Source organism: Streptomyces sp. V4I8 (assembly GCF_041261225.1).
GTDB lineage: Bacteria > Actinomycetota > Actinomycetes > Streptomycetales > Streptomycetaceae > Streptomyces.
Map to the genome: position 1 here is coordinate 8,365,532 of NZ_JBGCCN010000001.1, position 16,036 is coordinate 8,381,567.

A 16,036-nucleotide genomic window follows, 5' to 3' on the forward strand; every position below is an offset into this window, starting at 1 on the left:
CATGACCACCACCTCGGAGTCCTTGGAGCCCACGGAACCCCTGGAACCCGCCCTGTCGGTCCGGCAGGTCCTCACCCTGGAGCGGGTGCTCGCCGGGGAGCCCGAGGTGGTGGCCGGCGCCGGTCAGCTCGACCGGCCGGTGCGCTGGGTGCATGTCGCCGAGGCACCGGACGTCGGGGTGATGCTCAGCGGCGGCGAGATGGTGCTCACCACCGGGGTGCTCCTCGCCGGGGACGAGGACAAGCAGGCCGAGTACATCCGCTCCCTGCACCGGGCCGAGGCCGCGGCCGTCGTCCTGGGCCTCGGCCGGGCGTTCCCCGCACCGCCGGAGGTGATGCGCCGGGCGGCCGAGCGGTGCGGGCTGCCCATGGTCGTACTGCACCGGCCCTTCCCCTTCGCCGAGCTGACCGAAGAGGTCCAGTGCCGGCTGGTGCGGAGGAAGTTCGCCGCCGTCAGCCTCTCGGAGGCCGTACGGACCGCGCTCACCGGACTCATCACCGCGGGCGCCCCGCTCCAGCGGCTCCTCGACGAGGTCGCCGCGCACAGCGCCTGCCCCGTCGTCGTCACCAACCTCGCCCACCGCGTCCTCGCCACCGCGGGGGAGCGGTCGGCCGTGGACGACGTGCTGCGCGACTGGGAGCGCATCGCCCGGCAGGCCGGCGGCAGCGAGGGCGACGGCTGGATCCGCGCCGAACTCGGCGGACGCGGGGAGCGGTGGGGCCAGATCATGCTGTGCGGGCACCGGGGCGACACCGCCACCGGGCGGCTGCTCGCCGACCGCGCCGCCGAGGCACTCGTGCTGCACCGCATGCTCGGCGGCGCCTCCGCGCAGACCTGGGAGGAGCAGTCCGCGCAGAGCCTGCTGACCGACCTCGTCAGCGGGGTCGTACCGGCGAGACAACTGCTGCCGCGCGCGCGGGCCGCCGGGTTGCCGGTCAACCGGCGCGCCTTCGTGCCGCTGGTCGTGCGCGATGGTGAAGCGGCCCAACTGGAGCGTGTCCTAAGGCTGTTGGGGCTGTCCGGCATCGTCGCCGAGCTCGCCGACGGGGCCACCGCCGTGCTGCTCAGCCTTGCCCGGGACCAGGACGCCGGCGTGCTCACCGCGAACCTCGCCGCCCGGGTGCGCGCGGAGTCGGGAGGCCCCAGGACCGTCGTGGCCGCTGCCGACGCGCGTACCGCCTGGGACGACGTACCCGCCGGACTGCGGGAGGCCCAGCATGTCGCCGATGCCGTCGCCGACTCCTCGGCAGCCCTCGACCTCCCGGCCGTCGTCCGCCTCAAGGACGTCCATCTGCGCGGCCTGATCCGGCTGTTGCGGGACGACCCGCAGGTGCAGTCGTTCGCGGAGCGGGAGCTGGACGGGCTGCTCTCCGGAGCGGACGAGGACCTGCTCGCCGTGCTGCGGACGTATCTCGCCTCCGGCCGCAACAAGTCCCGCACCGCCCAGCTCCACCACGTCTCCCGGCCCGCCCTCTACCGCCGCCTGGAGGCGATACAGGGACGGCTCGGCGTCGACCTCGACGACTTCGAGCAGGCCGCATCGGTGCACATCGCACTCCTCGCGCACGACGCGCAACAAGCCTGAAACCTGCCACGACCTGGGAAAGCGGCGGTGAAACATGGGATCACGACAGGGTGACACCGTGGCACGCCGGATGCCCGCAGACGTGACACCGTGCAACTCAAACCGCTGGTCCGGACTTCCTAGCCTTCTCGCACACCGAGCGACCGGAGGTCCCGATGAGCCGAGTGATTCGTGCCGCCCTCTTCCAGACCGCCTGGACCGGCGACAAGGAATCGATGATCCAGGTACACGAGCAGGCGGCCCGCGACGCGGCCGCGCAGGGTGCTCAAGTGCTGTGCTTCCAGGAGCTGTTCTACGGGCCGTACTTCTGCCAGGTCCAGGACAAGGCGTTCTACGAGTACGCCGAGCAGATCCCGGAGGGCCCGACCGTCCGGCGCTTCCAGGCACTCGCCAAGGAGCTGGGCATCGTCCTCGTCCTGCCGATGTACGAGGAGGAGCAGCCGGGCGTCCTGTACAACACCGCCGCCGTGATCGACGCGGACGGCTCCTACCTCGGCAAGTACCGCAAGACCCACATCCCCCAAGTGCAGGGATTCTGGGAGAAGTTCTACTTCCGTCCCGGGAACAGCGGCTGGCCCGTCTTCGAGACGGCCGTCGGGAAGATCGGCGTCTACATCTGCTACGACCGCCACTTCCCCGAGGGCTGGCGGGCGCTGGGCCTGGCCGGCGCCGAGATCGTGTTCAACCCCTCGGCCACCTCCCGCGGGCTCTCCCGCTACCTGTGGCAGCTGGAGCAGCCGGCCGCGGCCGTCGCCAACGAGTACTTCGTGGGCGCGATCAACCGGGTCGGCGTGGAGGACCTCGGCGACAACGACTTCTACGGCACCACCTACTTCGTGGACCCGGAGGCCCAGTTCGTCGGGGAGGTGGCGAGCGACAAGGAGACCGAACTCGTCGTCCGCGACCTGGACCTGGCCAAACTCCGCGAGGTCCGCGACCGCTGGCAGTTCTACCGCGACCGGGCGCCGGGGGCGTATGGACCGCTGACAGCACCGTAAAAGCGCCGTCAGGGCAGCGGGCCAAGGGGCGCGGGGCTGCATTGGATATGCGGCTCCGCCGCGCGGGCGCGACCAGCCACACACAACCGCCACTTTGACACCGCGAGGAGCGACCACGACATGAGCACCCGGACAGTGATCCGCGGCGGCCTCGTCATCACCGCGTCCGACGAGATGCACGCCGACGTCCTGATCGAGGACGGCCGTATCGCCGCCCTCGCCGCGAGCGGCACCCCGGTCGCCGAGGCCTGGACGGCCGAGCGGACCATCGACGCCACCGGGAAGTACGTCATCCCGGGCGGCGTCGACGCCCACACCCATATGGAGCTGCCGTTCGGCGGCACCTTCGCCTCCGACACCTTCGAGACCGGCACCCGGGCCGCCGCCTGGGGCGGTACGACCACGATCATCGACTTCGCCGTGCAGAGCGTGGGCCACTCACTGCGCGAGGGCCTGGACGCCTGGCACGCCAAGGCCGAGGGCAACTGCGCGATCGACTACGGCTTCCACATGATCGTCTCCGATGTGAACCAGGAGACCTTGAAGGAGATGGACCTGCTGGTGGAGGAGGGTGTGACCTCCTTCAAGCAGTTCATGGCGTATCCCGGCGTCTTCTACTCCGACGACGGACAGATCCTGCGCGCCATGCAGCGCTCCGCCGAGAACGGCGGCCTGATCATGATGCACGCCGAGAACGGCATCGCGATCGACGTGCTGGTCGAGCAGGCGCTGGCGCGGGGCGAGACCGACCCCCGCTATCACGGTGAGGTACGCAAGGCGCTGCTGGAGGCGGAGGCCACCCATCGGGCCATCCGGCTGGCCCAGGTCGCGGGCGCCCCCCTCTACGTCGTGCACGTCTCGGCCATGGAGGCGGTGGCCGAGCTGGCGCGGGCGCGCGACGAAGGGCTGAACGTCTTCGGCGAGACCTGCCCGCAGTACCTGTTCCTGTCCACCGACAACCTCGCCGAGCCGGACTTCGAGGGCGCGAAGTACGTGTGCTCCACGCCCCTTCGCCCCCAGGAGCACCAGGCCCACCTGTGGAAGGGGCTCCGGACGAACGACCTCCAGGTCGTCTCCACCGACCACTGCCCCTTCTGCTTCGTGGGCCAGAAGGAGCTGGGGCGAGGGGACTTCTCGAAGATCCCCAACGGCCTTCCCGGCGTCGAGAACCGGATGGACCTGCTCCACCAGGCCGTCGTCGACGGCCGCATCTCGCGCCGCCGCTGGATCGAGATCGCCTGCGCGACCCCGGCCCGGATGTTCGGCATGTACCCGAAGAAGGGCACCATCGCGCCGGGCGCGGACGCCGACGTCGTGATCTACGACCCGCAGGCCGAGCAGGTCATGTCCGCCGTCACGCACCACATGAACGTCGACTACTCGGCGTACGAGGGCAAGCGGACCACCGGCCGGGTCGAGACGGTCCTCTCGCGCGGCGAACCCGTCATCACCGAGCGGGAGTACACCGGCCGCGCAGGGCACGGCGTCTACACCCCCCGCTCCACCTGTCAGTACCTCAACTAGGAGCGGAGCACATGGACTTCGGACTCGTCCTGCAGACCGACCCGCCGGCCTCGCGGGTCGTCAGCCTGATGAAGCGCGCCGAACGCAGCGGGTTCGGCTACGGCTGGACCTTCGACTCGGCCGTGCTCTGGCAGGAACCGTTCGTCATCTACAGCCAGATCCTGGCGAACACGCAGAAACTGAAGGTCGGCCCGATGGTGACCAACCCGGGCACCCGCACCTGGGAGGTCACCGCCTCCACCTTCGCCACGCTCAACGACATGTTCGGCAACCGCACGGTCTGCGGCATCGGCCGCGGCGACTCGGCGATGCGCGTCGCCGGCCGCAAGCCCAACACCCTGGCCCGGATCAGCGACGCCATGAAGGTCATCCGGGCGCTGGGCAGCGGCCAGGAGGCCGACCTCGGCGGCGGCACGGTCGTCAGGTTCCCCTGGATCAAGCCCGGCGCCGAACTCCCCGTATGGATGGCGGCGTACGGTCCGAAGGCCCTGAAGATGACCGGCGAGGAGGCCGACGGGTTCATCCTCCAGCTCGCCGACCCCTATCTGACCGAGTACATGGTCAAGGCCGTTAAGGAGGCGGCCGTCGCCGCCGGCCGCGACCCCTCGGACGTGAAGATCTGCGTCGCCGCTCCCGCGTACGTCACCGCGGACGACTCGCCCGAGGCCCTCGCCCACGCCCGGGACCAGTGCCGCTGGTTCGGCGGGATGGTCGGCAACCACGTGGCCGACCTGGTCGCCAAGTACGGGGAACACTCCGCCGCCGTACCCGACGAACTCACCGAGTACATCAAGGCGCGTGAGGGGTACGACTACTCGCATCACGGCCGCGCCGACAACCCGGACACCCAGTTCGTGCCCGACGAGATCGTCGACCGGTTCTGCGTCATCGGACCGGTCGAGAAGCACATCGAGAAGCTGAACGCGCTGCGTGAGCTGGGCGTCGACCAGTTCGCCGTCTACGACATGCACGACGCGCAGGAAGCGGTGATCGACGCGTACGGCTCGTCGGTCATTCCTGCGGTCAACAACTCCTGACGTCCGTAAGCCAGTTCAGGCACGGCACAGCAACACCGCTCCAGCCGACCCCCCCACACCTTGTCTCCCTCCCCGCGGTCCCGGCCTCCCCGCCACCCCGCCTCGGGGAGGGAGGCGGGTCCGGGGAGGGGCGGGTACGCCCCCGCCCCTCCCAGGACCCGCCCAAGGCCCCCGCACGGCCTATCCCTCCCGTCCCGTACGTCGATTGGCCTGCTCATGACCGAAACAGTTCCCACGGGGTCACCGATATCCCAGTCCGCCGACACCGGCGGACGTGTCGAACTCGCCCCCGAGGCATTCCCCGCCGACAGCCCCTTCGCCAACGAGGACCTGCGTCCCGTCCCGGTCGCCGAGCGCAAGTGGACGACGTACAACTTCGCGGCCCTGTGGATCTCCATGGCCCACTGCATCCCCAGCTGGACCCTGGCCTCCGGCCTGGTCAAGCTCGGCATGGACTGGAAGCAGGCCGTCTTCACCATCGCCCTGGCCAACGTCATCGTGCTGCTGCCGATGCTGGCCACCGGGCACGCCGGTCCCAAGTACGGCATCCCGTTCCCGGTGCTGGCGCGGGCCTCCTTCGGGCTGCGGGGCGCCAACATCCCGGCGCTGATCCGGGCGGCCGTGGCCTGTGGCTGGTTCGGCATCCAGACCTGGATCGGCGGCAGCGGCATCTTCGTGCTGGGGTCCAAGCTGACCGGCGGCGGCTGGGAGAACGCCGGGAAGATCGCGGGCAACCCGTGGCCCCTGTGGCTGTGCTTCCTCCTCTTCTGGGCGCTGCAGATCGCGATCATCTACCGGGGCATGGACTTCCTGCGGCACTTCGAGAACTGGGCCGCGCCCTTCGTCATCGTCGGCGCTCTCGTGCTGCTGGTCTGGATCGCGGTCAAGGCGGACGGGTTCGGCGCGCTGCTCGACCAGCCCTCGAAGCTCGGCTGGGGCGCCGACTTCTGGCCGGTCTTCTTCCCGTCCCTCATGGGAATGATCGGCTTCTGGGCCACTTTGTCGCTCAACATTCCTGACTTCACCCGCTTCGGCGCCAGCCAGAAGGCGCAGACCTGGGGCCAGTCCCTCGGTCTGCCCACGACGATGACCCTCTTCGCGATCCTCGCCGTGCTGGTCACCTCCGGCTCCGAGGTCGTCTACGGCGAGGCGATCTGGGACCCGGTCGTCCTCGCGGCCAAGGCGGACAACGCCTTCGGCCTGCTCTTCGCGCTGATCATCGTCCTCGTCGCGACCGTCTCCGTGAACATCGCGGCGAACGTGGTCTCCCCGGCGTACGACCTCGCGAACCTGGCGCCGAAGCTCATCAACTTCCGTACGGGCGCGCTGATCACCGGTGTCGTGGGCATCCTGATCTTCCCGTGGAAGCTGATCTCGACGCCCGAGTTCTACATCTTCACCTGGCTCGGCGTGGTCGGCGGCCTGCTCGGTACGGTCGCCGGCATCCTGATCGCTGACTACTGGATCGTGCGCCGTACGGTCCTGCACCTCGCCGACCTGTACACGCCCGGCGGGCGCTACTGGTACTCGTCCGGCTGGAACTGGCGCGCGATCGTCGCCTTCCTCGTCGGCGGTGTCCTCGCGGTCGGCGGCTCGTACTCGGGTGTCGGCGACGACGGTGCGAAGACCGGGCCGTTCCCGACGGACGGGCTGATCCCGTTCCTCAAGCCCCTCGCCGACTACGGCTGGGCGGTGGGTCTGGGCGCCTCGCTGGTGCTCTATGTGGTGCTGATGGCCGGCCGTCGGGAACGCGCCGGGGCCTGAAACCGGACCCGGCCTTGGGGCCCTGGGGGACGGTCAGCCCTTCTGACCGTTCTCCAAGGCCGCCACCGCTTCCCGGGCCGCCTTGATCGCACCCTTGTTGATCTCGTCCGTGGCGGGCGCCTTCTTCGACTCGAAGTCGCTGCCGCTGTAGGTGATGGAGACCAGCGCGTTGGACGTGCGGACCAGCACCACGCCCTCGCGGGTCTGCTGCTTGTCCTCGGTGGTGAGGTTCACGACCGAGTACCCCGAGTCGCCGATGCCCGGGACGTCGCCGCCGCCACTCCGGTCCGCGACGCGGTCCTTGAAGGACTTCTCGGCCGCCTCATCCGACTCGGTGATCTCGAAGGACACGTCCAGCCACCGGTACTCGTACCCCTTGAGCGCGTTCCAGGAGCAGGTGCGGCGCAGCTTGGAGTCGGTCGACGGGATCTCCTTGCCGGCCGTCTTGGCCTCGGGGACGAGCGCCTTTATCGACTTCGAGCTCAGGCTGTCGCACGGGGCGGGAGCGGAGGCGTACGTCTTCGAGACGGCCGCCGTCGCGGGGGCCGTGGGCGACTCTTCGCCGCTCTTCTGGGCCGTCGTGCCCTCCTGGGCCGCCGGTGTCGCGGCGAGCGGTCCGGACGACAGCGCCCAGCCCGCCGCGGCGAGCACGACGACGGGCGACAGACGCGCGGTGAGGGTGAGCGGCAAGGGCAGAGAACGCACGGCGCACTTCTCGTGGGGGACGGTGCGGAGGGAGTCCGCACTGCGGACGGGACGCCAGTGTCACACGACTCCCTGTGGGGCGGAAGTGCCAACTCGCTCCGTGCTGACGCCATTACGGACGGGCCGCGACAAGGCCGCAATTACGTGGTGTCCTGGGCGACTTACAGGGCCTCCTGGATGATTTGGGCGCAGATAGCGCTTTCGATGCGGTCCACCGCCAGGAAGGCGCCGTACGCGACGAGGTGCACCAGGCAGTGGTCGGTGTGCTCCGGCCGGCGCCATGCCGTCACGTCCTCGTCCGTGATGCGGTACGGGGCGAGGGCGGCCAGCAGGGCCAGCCGCGCCCCCGGGCGCTCCCTGCGGTCCGGGAACCCGTCCCAGGCGAGCGGTGGGTGCGTTCCGTCCCAGTCCTGGATGGTCTGTTCCACGAGGTCGTGGTCGTCGGTGTCGAGGAGGCCCGCACCGCTCATGGCAGCCCTGAGCAGCGCCGCGTACGCGATGCCGACGGGCGTGCCCTGCGCCCAGGCGGGGGCTTCGCCGGGGTCGACGGGGTCGAGCAGCGGGAGGGACACGCCGGGGCGGGCGGGGCGGCGTACGGTCCGGGCGAGGGTGCGGCCCGTGAGGCTGCGTACCGCGCGCAACCGCTGGGCGCCCGCCGGCAGCAGGTTCTCGGTCAGCAGGGCCGACGTCATCCGGTTGATGAAGTGGAAGGTGAGCGCGGTGCCGAGATAGGCGGGGGCGTGCTCGCGCGGGAAGGGATACGGCTCCAGGGCGGCGCCGGGCACGCGTGTGTGCTCCCCCCAGGCCAGCACACGCGCGTGCTCCGCGTCCTCCGGGCGCTCCCCGCGGGCCAGCCGCTCGGCGAGCGCGTGGTCGCCGGTGGCGTGCAGGAGCACGGTGTGCGCGTCCACGCAGAACGGGCACTTGTTGGCGAGGGACACCCCGAGTGCCGCCAGTTCTTTGCCGGTGCGGCTGCCGGCCCCCGCGATGAGGGACTCGCGCATCAACGCCCAGGTGGGGGCGAGGAGTTCGGGCGCGGAGGACAGGACGACGAAGGTGACGGGTTCGGCGATGCCGAAGTCGAGGGCGATCTGCGCGTACACCTCGGCGACGGTGCCGGTGGCCGACTTGGGCGGGAGGGGCTCGGTGTGACGGAAGGGTGTGGGCATGGACAGCAGCGTGCGCCGCCGGGGCGGTCCGGGTCGTCGTACCGCCGAAGACAGTCGGTGCTGCACCGGCGGGGCGGGCCGCCGACCGGCACTACTACGCGGGGAGTAGTCGAAGAGCCGTCCACAGGGCTGACGCCGCTGTCAGTGGGGCGGTCTACTGTGCGGGGCATGAGCGGGTATCGGATCACACGCGAGCGGCTCGCCGACGCGACCGTCGCGGTCGTGGTCGGCGTGATCACCGTGCTCGTCGCCGTGGCGGACGACCGGGCGGGGCCCGTTGATGGGGTGCTGATCGTGGCCGGTTCGCTGGCCCTTGCCGCGCACCGCACCGCACCGCGCGCGGTCCTCGCCGTCACCACCGGCTGTCTGCTCGCCGAAGTCGTCCACGCCGGGCCCGCGGCCACGTTGGCCATCCCCGTCGTCGGCGCGGTGCACACGGCGTCGCGGACCGGGCACCGGGGCACCGCCGCGGCGGCGGCCGCCGTCTTCCTCGGCGGATACGCGGCGGCGGGTTCGGCGACCTCGGACATCACCCGCGAGACCCTGCTGCTCGCCGGCTGGTTCCTGTGCGCGGTGGTGACCGGCCTCGCCGACCGCAACTGGCAGGCGTATCTGCGGCAGACGGAGCAGCGTGCCCTGGAGGCCGAACGCACCCGGGAGGAGGCGGCGTTGCGCCGGGCGGGCGAGGAACGCCTGCGCATAGCCAGGGAATTGCACGACTCCCTCACCCACAGCATCTCGATCGTCAAGCTCCAGGCGGGCGTGGCCGTGCACCTGGCCCGCAAGCGCGGCGAAGAGGTGCCGCCCGCCCTGCTCGCCATCCAGGAGGCGAGCGGCGAGGCCATGCGCGAGCTGCGTGCCACGCTGGAGGTACTGCGCACCGACGAACCGACCGGCACCCCCGCACTGCTCGTGGAGCGGGCACGGGCGGCGGGGCTCGCGGTCGATCTGACGGTGACGGGGGAGGAGCGGCCACTGCCCGCGACGGTGGACCGGGCGATGTACCGCATCGTCCAGGAGGCACTCACCAACGCGGCTCGGCACGCGGGACCGGCCAAGGTGAGCGTGCGACTCGCTTATGAAGACGGTGACCTGGCCATATGCGTCGAGGACGACGGAGCCGCCGATCCGTCCAGTCCGCCCACTCCCGGCATCGGCCTGACCGGCATGCGTGAACGGGTCACGGCCCTCGGTGGCACCCTGGACGCCGCCCCGCGCGAGGCGGGCGGATTCGCGGTGCGGGCGCGGCTGCCGCTGGGGGAGGCGGGATGACGGACGGCGTGATCAGGGTGGTGCTCGTCGACGACCAGGCGCTGATGCGGGCCGGCTTCCGGGCGCTGCTGGAGGCCGAGGACGGCATCGAGGTGGTCGGTGAGGCGGCGGACGGTGAGCGGGGAGTGGCACTGATCCGCGCCCAGGTGCCCGACATCGCGCTGATCGACGTACAGATGCCGGTGATGACGGGCATCGAGGCGACCCGCCACATCGCCGCCGACCCGGCCCTGTCGGGAGTCCGGGTCGTGATCCTCACCAACTACGGCCATGACGCGTACGTCTTCGAGGCGCTGCGGGCCGGCGCGAGCGGCTTCCTGCTGAAGGACACCGAGCCGGCCGACCTGCTCCAGGCGATCGAGGTGGTGGCGGGCGGCGAGGCGCTGCTGTCCCCCTCGGTGACCCGGACCCTGATCGGCGAGTTCGTCTCCCGCCCCCCGGACCGGGCCACGGCACCCGGCCTGGAGTGTCTGACCCGGCGCGAACGCGAGGTGACGGCGCTGGCGGCACGCGGCCTGACCAACGAGGAGATCGCCGAGCACATGGTGATCAGCCCGTTCACGGCGAAGACCCACATCAGCCGGGCGATGACGAAGCTGGGCGCGCGGGACCGGGCCCAACTCGTCGTGTTCGCCTATGAGTCGGGGCTGGTGGCCCCGCGCAGTCCCGACGCCTCGGCGTTCTGAAGCGAGCCCGGCGACCCGCCCGGGCGGGGCCCCGCCCCGTTCACCGCGCCGGGCTGCTGCTCGAAGGCGGCGAGGATGCGTTCGGCGGCGAGCGTGGCCGTCAACTCGCCTTCCCTGACCTGCTGTTCGAGCGCCGGCGCGAGGGACCGTACCGCCGGGTCGGCGTGCAGACGGCCGAGGAGTTCGTCGCGGACCATGGTCCAGGTCCAGTCGACCTGCTGGTCGCGGCGCTTGGCGGCGAGGCGGCCGGTGGAGTCGAGAAGCGTCCGGTGCTGTTCGAGACGCTCCCACACGGTGTCCAGGCCGATCGACTCTCGCCCGCTGCAGTGCAGGACCGGCGGGGTCCAGACGGCGTCCTTGCCGTGCATCAGCCGCAGCGCGCCCGACAGTTCGCGTGCGGCAGCCTGAGCGTCGCGCTCGTGCGGGCCGTCCGCCTTGTTGACGGCGAGCACGTCGGCGAGTTCCAGGACGCCCTTCTTGATGCCCTGGAGCTGGTCGCCGGTGCGGGCGAGGGTGAGCAGCAGGAAGGAGTCGACCATGTTCGCGACCGCGGTCTCCGACTGGCCGACCCCGACCGTCTCCACCAGCACCACGTCGTAGCCCGCGGCCTCCATCACCACGATCGACTCACGGGTGGCCTTCGCGACGCCGCCCAGCGTGCCGGCCGTGGGGGAGGGGCGGATGAAGGCCGCCGGGTCGACCGCCAGGCGCTCCATCCGCGTCTTGTCACCCAGGATCGACCCGCCCGTACGGCTGGACGAGGGGTCGACGGCCAGGACCGCGACCCGGTGGCCGAGCCCGGTGAGCATCGTGCCGAACGCGTCGATGAACGTCGACTTGCCGACCCCCGGCACCCCGCTGACGCCGATCCGGCGCGCCTTGCCGCTGTGCGGCAGCAGCTCGGTCAGCAACCGCTGGGCCAGCGCCCGGTGCTGGGGCCGGGTGGACTCGACGAGCGTGATGGCGCGAGCGACGATCGCCCGCTTCCCGTCGAGTACACCCTTCACATACGCATCGAGTTCGATCGCCATGGGATTCAGTCGCCGTGCCCGAGATCGGCCGCCAGCCGCCGCACCAGGTCGTAGGCCGCGTCCGGGATCACCGTCCCGGGCGGGAAGACGGCCGCCGCGCCCATCTCGAGCAGTGTCGCGACGTCCTGCGGCGGGATCACCCCGCCGACCACGATCATGATGTCCTCGCGGCCCTCCTCGGCCAGCGCCTCCTTGAGCGCCGGGACGAGGGTGAGGTGACCGGCGGCCAGCGACGAGACGCCGACGATGTGCACATCGGCCTCGACGGCCTGGCGGGCCACCTCGGCCGGGGTCTGGAACAGCGGGCCGACGTCGACGTCGAAGCCGAGGTCGGCGAAGGCGGTGGCGATCACCTTCTGGCCGCGGTCGTGGCCGTCCTGGCCCATCTTGGCGACCAGGATGCGCGGACGGCGGCCCTCGGCCTCCTCGAAGGAGTCCACCAGGGCGCGGGTGCGGTCCACGGACGGGGACTGGCCTGCTTCGTTGCGGTACACGCCGGAGATCGTACGGATCTGGCTCGCGTGCCGCCCGTACACCTTCTCCAGGGCGTCGGAGATCTCCCCGACGGTCGCCTTGGCGCGGGCCGCGCGCACCGCCAGCTCCAGCAGGTTGCCCTCGCCGTCGGCCGCCCGGGTCAGGGCGTCCAGCGCGTCCCGGCAGGCGGTCTCGTCCCGCTCCGCCCGCAGCCGCCGCAGCTTCTCGATCTGCTGGGCGCGCACGGAGGAGTTGTCGACCTTGAGGACCTCGATCGCCTCGTCGCTGTCGACGCGGTACTTGTTGACGCCGATCACCGGCTGGCGTCCGGAGTCGATGCGGGCCTGGGTGCGGGCCGCGGCCTCCTCGATGCGCAGCTTGGGGATGCCGGCGTCGATCGCCTTGGCCATGCCGCCCGCCGCCTCCACCTCCTGGATGTGCTGCCAGGCCTTGCGGGCGAGGTCGTACGTCAGCTTCTCCACATAGGCGCTGCCGCCCCACGGGTCGATGACCCGGGTGGTGCCGGACTCCTGCTGGATCAGCAGCTGCGTGTTGCGGGCGATGCGCGCCGAGAAGTCGGTGGGCAGGGCCAGCGCCTCGTCGAGGGCGTTGGTGTGCAGCGACTGGGTGTGGCCCTGCGTCGCCGCCATCGCCTCGACGCACGTACGCGTGACGTTGTTGAACACGTCCTGCGCGGTCAGCGACCAGCCGGACGTCTGCGAATGGGTGCGCAGAGAAAGCGACTTGGCGTTCTTCGGGTCGAACTGCTTGACCAGCTTGGCCCACAGCAGTCGCGCCGCCCGCAGCTTGGCGACCTCCATGAAGAAGTTCATGCCGATCGCCCAGAAGAACGACAGCCGGGGCGCGAACGCGTCCACGTCCAGACCGGCCTCGCGGCCCGCGCGGATGTACTCCACGCCGTCCGCGAGCGTGTACGCCAGCTCCAGGTCGGCCGTAGCACCGGCCTCCTGGATGTGGTAGCCGGAGATGGAGATGGAGTTGTAGCGCGGCATCCGCTGCGAGGTGAAGGCGAAGATGTCGGAGATGATCCGCATCGACGGCTTCGGCGGATAGATGTAGGTGTTGCGGACCATGAACTCCTTGAGGATGTCGTTCTGAATGGTCCCGGCCAGCTTCTCGGGCGGTACGCCCTGTTCCTCCGCCGCCACGATGTAGAGCGCGAGCACCGGCAGCACGGCGCCGTTCATCGTCATCGACACGGTCATCTTGTCGAGGGGGATCCCGTCGAACAGCTGCCGCATGTCGTAGATCGAGTCGATCGCCACGCCCGCCATGCCGACGTCACCGGTCACCCGCGGGTGGTCGCTGTCGTAGCCGCGGTGGGTGGGCAGGTCGAAGGCGACCGACAGGCCCTTCTGGCCGGCCGCGAGGTTGCGGCGGTAGAAGGCGTTGGACTCCTCGGCGGTCGAGAAGCCCGCGTACTGGCGGATCGTCCAGGGCTGGTTGACGTACATCGTCGGGTACGGGCCGCGCAGATACGGCGCCATGCCCGGGTAGGTGCCGAGGAAGTCCAGGCCCTCCAGGTCACGACCCGTGTACAGCGGCTTGACCGCGATGCCCTCGGGGGTCTCCCACAGCGGCTCGTCGCCGCCCGAGGCCTGCTTGACGGCCGTACGCCACTCGTCGGCGCCGCCGCCGGCGGCCGGGGTCCCCAGCTCGATCCCGGAGAAGTCGGGGATTCCCATCAGGACACTCCCATGCGGTCGAGGGTGGCGGACAGCACGGCGACGGCGTCACAGCCCGCGAAGACGTACGAGTCGACACCGGCGTACTGCCCGGGCCGGCCCGCGAGGAACACGTGCGTGGCGCCCGCCGACCTGAGCTCGGCGGCCACGGTCGCGGCCTGCTCCTCGTACAGGGCGTCGCTGGAGCACAGGCACACCTCGGTGGCGCCGCTCTCCTCGAAGGTGCCCTCGGTGACGGGCTCGATGCCGCCCGCCTGGAAGAGGTTCGACGCGACGGTGAGGCGAGCGGTGTGCGCGGCGGCCGGGCCGAGCGCGGCCAGGAACACCCGGGGCCGGGAGCCGGTGGCGGCCAGGTGGGCGTCGGAGCGGGCGCGCAGGGCCTCGTACGCCTCGTCGCGACGGACCCGGGGGAGCCCGCCGGACGGGGGCTCGGGGGCGGGCTCGCGCTCCACGGGCGGCTCGGAGAGGTGCGGGAACTCGCTGACACCGGTGACGGGTTCACGCCGCTTGGCGAGCTTGCCGGTGCGGGCCTCCCAGGTGGCGGCGAGGTCCTGCCGCAGCTGACCGGAGCGCAACGCGGCCGCCTGGCCGCCGCTCCGCTCGATCCGCTGGAAGAACTCCCAGCCCGCCCGGGCCAGTTCGTCGGTGAGGGACTCCGCGTACCAGGAGCCGCCCGCCGGGTCGATCACCCGGGCGAGGTGCGACTCCTCGATGAGGATGGTCGAGGTGTTGCGGGCGATGCGCCGCGCGAACGCGTCCGGCAGACCGAGCGCGTGGTCGAAGGGCAGCACGGTCACCGCGTCGGCGCCGCCGACCCCGGCGGCCAGCGTGGCGACCGTCGTGCGCAGCATGTTCACCCACGGGTCGCGGCGCGTCATCATCACCGGCGAGGTGACTGCATGCTGCACCTGAGCGCTGGGCGCCCCGCACACCTCGGTCACCCGCGCCCACAGCCGGCGCGCGGCCCGCAGCTTGGCGATGGTCAGGAACTGGTCGGCGGTGGCCGCGTACCGGAACTCCAGCTGCGCACAGGCCTGTTCGACGGTGAGCCCCGCCGCGGTGAGCTCACGCAGGTACGCCACACCGGTCGCCAGCGAGCAGCCCAGCTCCTGGGCGGCCGAGCCACCGGCCTCGTGGTACGGCAGAGCGTCCACGGTCAGCGCCCGCAGCCCCGGGTACTCCTCGGCACACAGCCGCGCCAGCGAGGCGACCGGCGCGAACGCCGAGGACTGTCCGGTACGGGCCTCGTGGCCGAGCGGATCCCCGCCGAGGTTGCCGCGCGCCGCCTCCTTGGCGACGCCCCGCTCCTCGTACAGCCGCAGCAACTCCCGCGCGGCGGGCTCCACATCGGCTCCCGCGTCGAGGGCTACGGGGGCCAGGTCGAGATAGACGCCGTCCAGGACCCGTCCGAGCGACGACACCGGGATGCCGCCCTCGCCGAGGACCAGCCACAGCGAGGTGACGCCGTTCTCCAGGTCCGCGAGCGCCACGCCGTCCGCGGCCGTCGTGTGCCGCTGCCGCAGATCCCAGCCGCCGACCGTGTTGCCCTCGGCGCGACCGCCGCGGATGAACGGGGCGAACCCGGGCAGACCGGGATCGGGCGCGGCGTCGCGCGCGGTGTACAGCGGACGGGTGCGCAGCCCGTCCTCCAGAGCAGTGGACAGAGCTTCCTCCGCTGCCGCGCCCGAGACGTCCTTGCCCGACTTGCGCAGCACACCTTCCACCAGGTGTTGCCACTGCTCATGGGTTGCGTCAGGGAACTCGGCGGCCAGCGAGAGCCCGTCGTCAGGCAGGACCGTCATGCTCGGATGCTAGGTCAGATCGACAAAGGAGCAGCAGTGGGCACGGCTGTGACCTTTCCCTCTCCCAGGTTGTGACCTGGGTCTCCGCACCCTGTCAGGCCCCCTCCGCCTGCCTGGGGGAGCGTGCCGAAGGCGGGGAAGATGTGGTGGAGGGTGGAGAGGTGACCCGGTTCGATCGATAGCCTGCCCGGTGATCAGGCACATGGTCAGGCGAACGCGAATCCTGGACCGAACTCGGCGTCCCGGACTCCGCGTCCCGGACTCCGAACCGCGAGATTCTCCG

At 71.1% G+C, this 16,036-nt stretch carries 12 protein-coding genes; 7 read left to right on the forward strand and 5 right to left on the reverse strand.

The genetic code is table 11. The annotated features are described in order from the left end of the window. The first annotated feature begins 1 nt into the window (after position 1). From ABIE67_RS38030 to ABIE67_RS38050, 5 genes are all read left to right on the forward strand, one after another. Positions 2 to 1,585, forward strand: coding sequence for a PucR family transcriptional regulator (locus tag ABIE67_RS38030; protein ID WP_370266071.1), 1,584 nt, complete (start codon positions 2 to 4; stop codon positions 1,583 to 1,585). A 155-nt stretch (positions 1,586 to 1,740) separates the two neighbouring features. After that, a complete protein-coding gene (locus tag ABIE67_RS38035) occupies positions 1,741 to 2,583 on the forward strand; it encodes a nitrilase-related carbon-nitrogen hydrolase (RefSeq protein WP_062716579.1) in 843 nt (280 codons plus the stop codon). Positions 2,584 to 2,703: 120 nt separating this feature from the next. Continuing rightward, positions 2,704 to 4,107: a dihydropyrimidinase gene (gene hydA / locus ABIE67_RS38040; protein WP_370266072.1), complete on the forward strand. Its 1,404-nt coding sequence runs from the start codon at positions 2,704 to 2,706 to the stop codon at positions 4,105 to 4,107. Between the two features lie 11 nt (positions 4,108 to 4,118). Then, on the forward strand, positions 4,119 to 5,144 hold the full coding sequence (locus tag ABIE67_RS38045; protein WP_370266073.1) for a TIGR03842 family LLM class F420-dependent oxidoreductase: 1,026 nt from the start codon (positions 4,119 to 4,121) through the stop codon (positions 5,142 to 5,144). A gap of 216 nt (positions 5,145 to 5,360) precedes the next feature. Further along, positions 5,361 to 6,908: an NCS1 family nucleobase:cation symporter-1 gene (locus ABIE67_RS38050; RefSeq protein WP_370266074.1), complete on the forward strand. Its 1,548-nt coding sequence runs from the start codon at positions 5,361 to 5,363 to the stop codon at positions 6,906 to 6,908. A gap of 33 nt (positions 6,909 to 6,941) precedes the next feature. Here the strand turns inward: ABIE67_RS38050 and ABIE67_RS38055 are convergent, their stop codons facing one another. Then, entirely contained in the window at positions 6,942 to 7,613 is a 672-nt protein-coding gene (locus tag ABIE67_RS38055; protein ID WP_370266075.1) for a hypothetical protein, read from the reverse strand. Between the two features lie 161 nt (positions 7,614 to 7,774). Further along, the gene (locus ABIE67_RS38060) at positions 7,775 to 8,782 is read right to left on the reverse strand and encodes a carboxymuconolactone decarboxylase family protein (protein ID WP_370266076.1); all 1,008 of its coding nucleotides are present in this window, start codon (positions 8,780 to 8,782) and stop codon (positions 7,775 to 7,777) included. A 168-nt stretch (positions 8,783 to 8,950) separates the two neighbouring features. Between ABIE67_RS38060 and ABIE67_RS38065 the strand changes: the two genes are divergently transcribed. Together ABIE67_RS38065 and ABIE67_RS38070 are read left to right on the forward strand one after the other, a co-directional pair. Next, on the forward strand, positions 8,951 to 10,054 hold the full coding sequence (locus ABIE67_RS38065) for a sensor histidine kinase (protein ID WP_370266077.1): 1,104 nt from the start codon (positions 8,951 to 8,953) through the stop codon (positions 10,052 to 10,054). Further along, complete coding sequence (locus ABIE67_RS38070; protein WP_370266078.1) at positions 10,051 to 10,740, forward strand: response regulator; 690 nt, start codon at positions 10,051 to 10,053, stop codon at positions 10,738 to 10,740. Before ABIE67_RS38065 ends, ABIE67_RS38070 begins: the two co-directional genes overlap by 4 nt. Here ABIE67_RS38070 and meaB read toward each other — a convergent pair. Genes meaB through ABIE67_RS38085 form a run of 3 tightly spaced genes read right to left on the reverse strand, consistent with a single transcriptional unit; the run spans position 10,689 to position 15,753 of the window. Continuing rightward, positions 10,689 to 11,771: a methylmalonyl Co-A mutase-associated GTPase MeaB gene (gene meaB / locus ABIE67_RS38075; protein WP_370266079.1), complete on the reverse strand. Its 1,083-nt coding sequence runs from the start codon at positions 11,769 to 11,771 to the stop codon at positions 10,689 to 10,691. The two genes, ABIE67_RS38070 and meaB, sit on opposite strands and share 52 nt — an antisense overlap. Before the next feature lie 5 nt (positions 11,772 to 11,776). Further along, positions 11,777 to 13,951, reverse strand: a complete 2,175-nt coding sequence (scpA, locus tag ABIE67_RS38080; protein ID WP_370266080.1) for a methylmalonyl-CoA mutase — start codon at positions 13,949 to 13,951, stop codon at positions 11,777 to 11,779. Next, the gene (locus ABIE67_RS38085) at positions 13,951 to 15,753 is read right to left on the reverse strand and encodes a methylmalonyl-CoA mutase family protein (RefSeq protein ID WP_370266081.1); all 1,803 of its coding nucleotides are present in this window, start codon (positions 15,751 to 15,753) and stop codon (positions 13,951 to 13,953) included. The genes scpA and ABIE67_RS38085 overlap by 1 nt, the downstream gene beginning before the upstream one ends. Positions 15,754 to 16,036 lie beyond the last annotated feature (283 nt).

Excerpts from the sequence above, each read along its gene's own strand:
- ABIE67_RS38030 (WP_370266071.1), top strand. The coding sequence starts at position 2 with ATGACCACCACCTCGGAGTCCTTGGAGCCCACGGAACCCCTGGAACCC.
- ABIE67_RS38035 (WP_062716579.1), top strand. The coding sequence starts at position 1,741 with ATGAGCCGAGTGATTCGTGCCGCCCTCTTCCAGACCGCCTGGACCGGC.
- hydA (WP_370266072.1), top strand. The coding sequence starts at position 2,704 with ATGAGCACCCGGACAGTGATCCGCGGCGGCCTCGTCATCACCGCGTCC.
- ABIE67_RS38045 (WP_370266073.1), top strand. The coding sequence starts at position 4,119 with ATGGACTTCGGACTCGTCCTGCAGACCGACCCGCCGGCCTCGCGGGTC.
- ABIE67_RS38050 (WP_370266074.1), top strand. The coding sequence starts at position 5,361 with ATGACCGAAACAGTTCCCACGGGGTCACCGATATCCCAGTCCGCCGAC.
- ABIE67_RS38060 (WP_370266076.1), bottom strand. The coding sequence starts at position 8,782 with ATGCCCACACCCTTCCGTCACACCGAGCCCCTCCCGCCCAAGTCGGCC.
- ABIE67_RS38065 (WP_370266077.1), top strand. The coding sequence starts at position 8,951 with ATGAGCGGGTATCGGATCACACGCGAGCGGCTCGCCGACGCGACCGTC.
- ABIE67_RS38070 (WP_370266078.1), top strand. The coding sequence starts at position 10,051 with ATGACGGACGGCGTGATCAGGGTGGTGCTCGTCGACGACCAGGCGCTG.
- meaB (WP_370266079.1), bottom strand. The coding sequence starts at position 11,771 with ATGGCGATCGAACTCGATGCGTATGTGAAGGGTGTACTCGACGGGAAG.
- scpA (WP_370266080.1), bottom strand. The coding sequence starts at position 13,951 with ATGGGAATCCCCGACTTCTCCGGGATCGAGCTGGGGACCCCGGCCGCC.
- ABIE67_RS38085 (WP_370266081.1), bottom strand. The coding sequence starts at position 15,753 with ATGACGGTCCTGCCTGACGACGGGCTCTCGCTGGCCGCCGAGTTCCCT.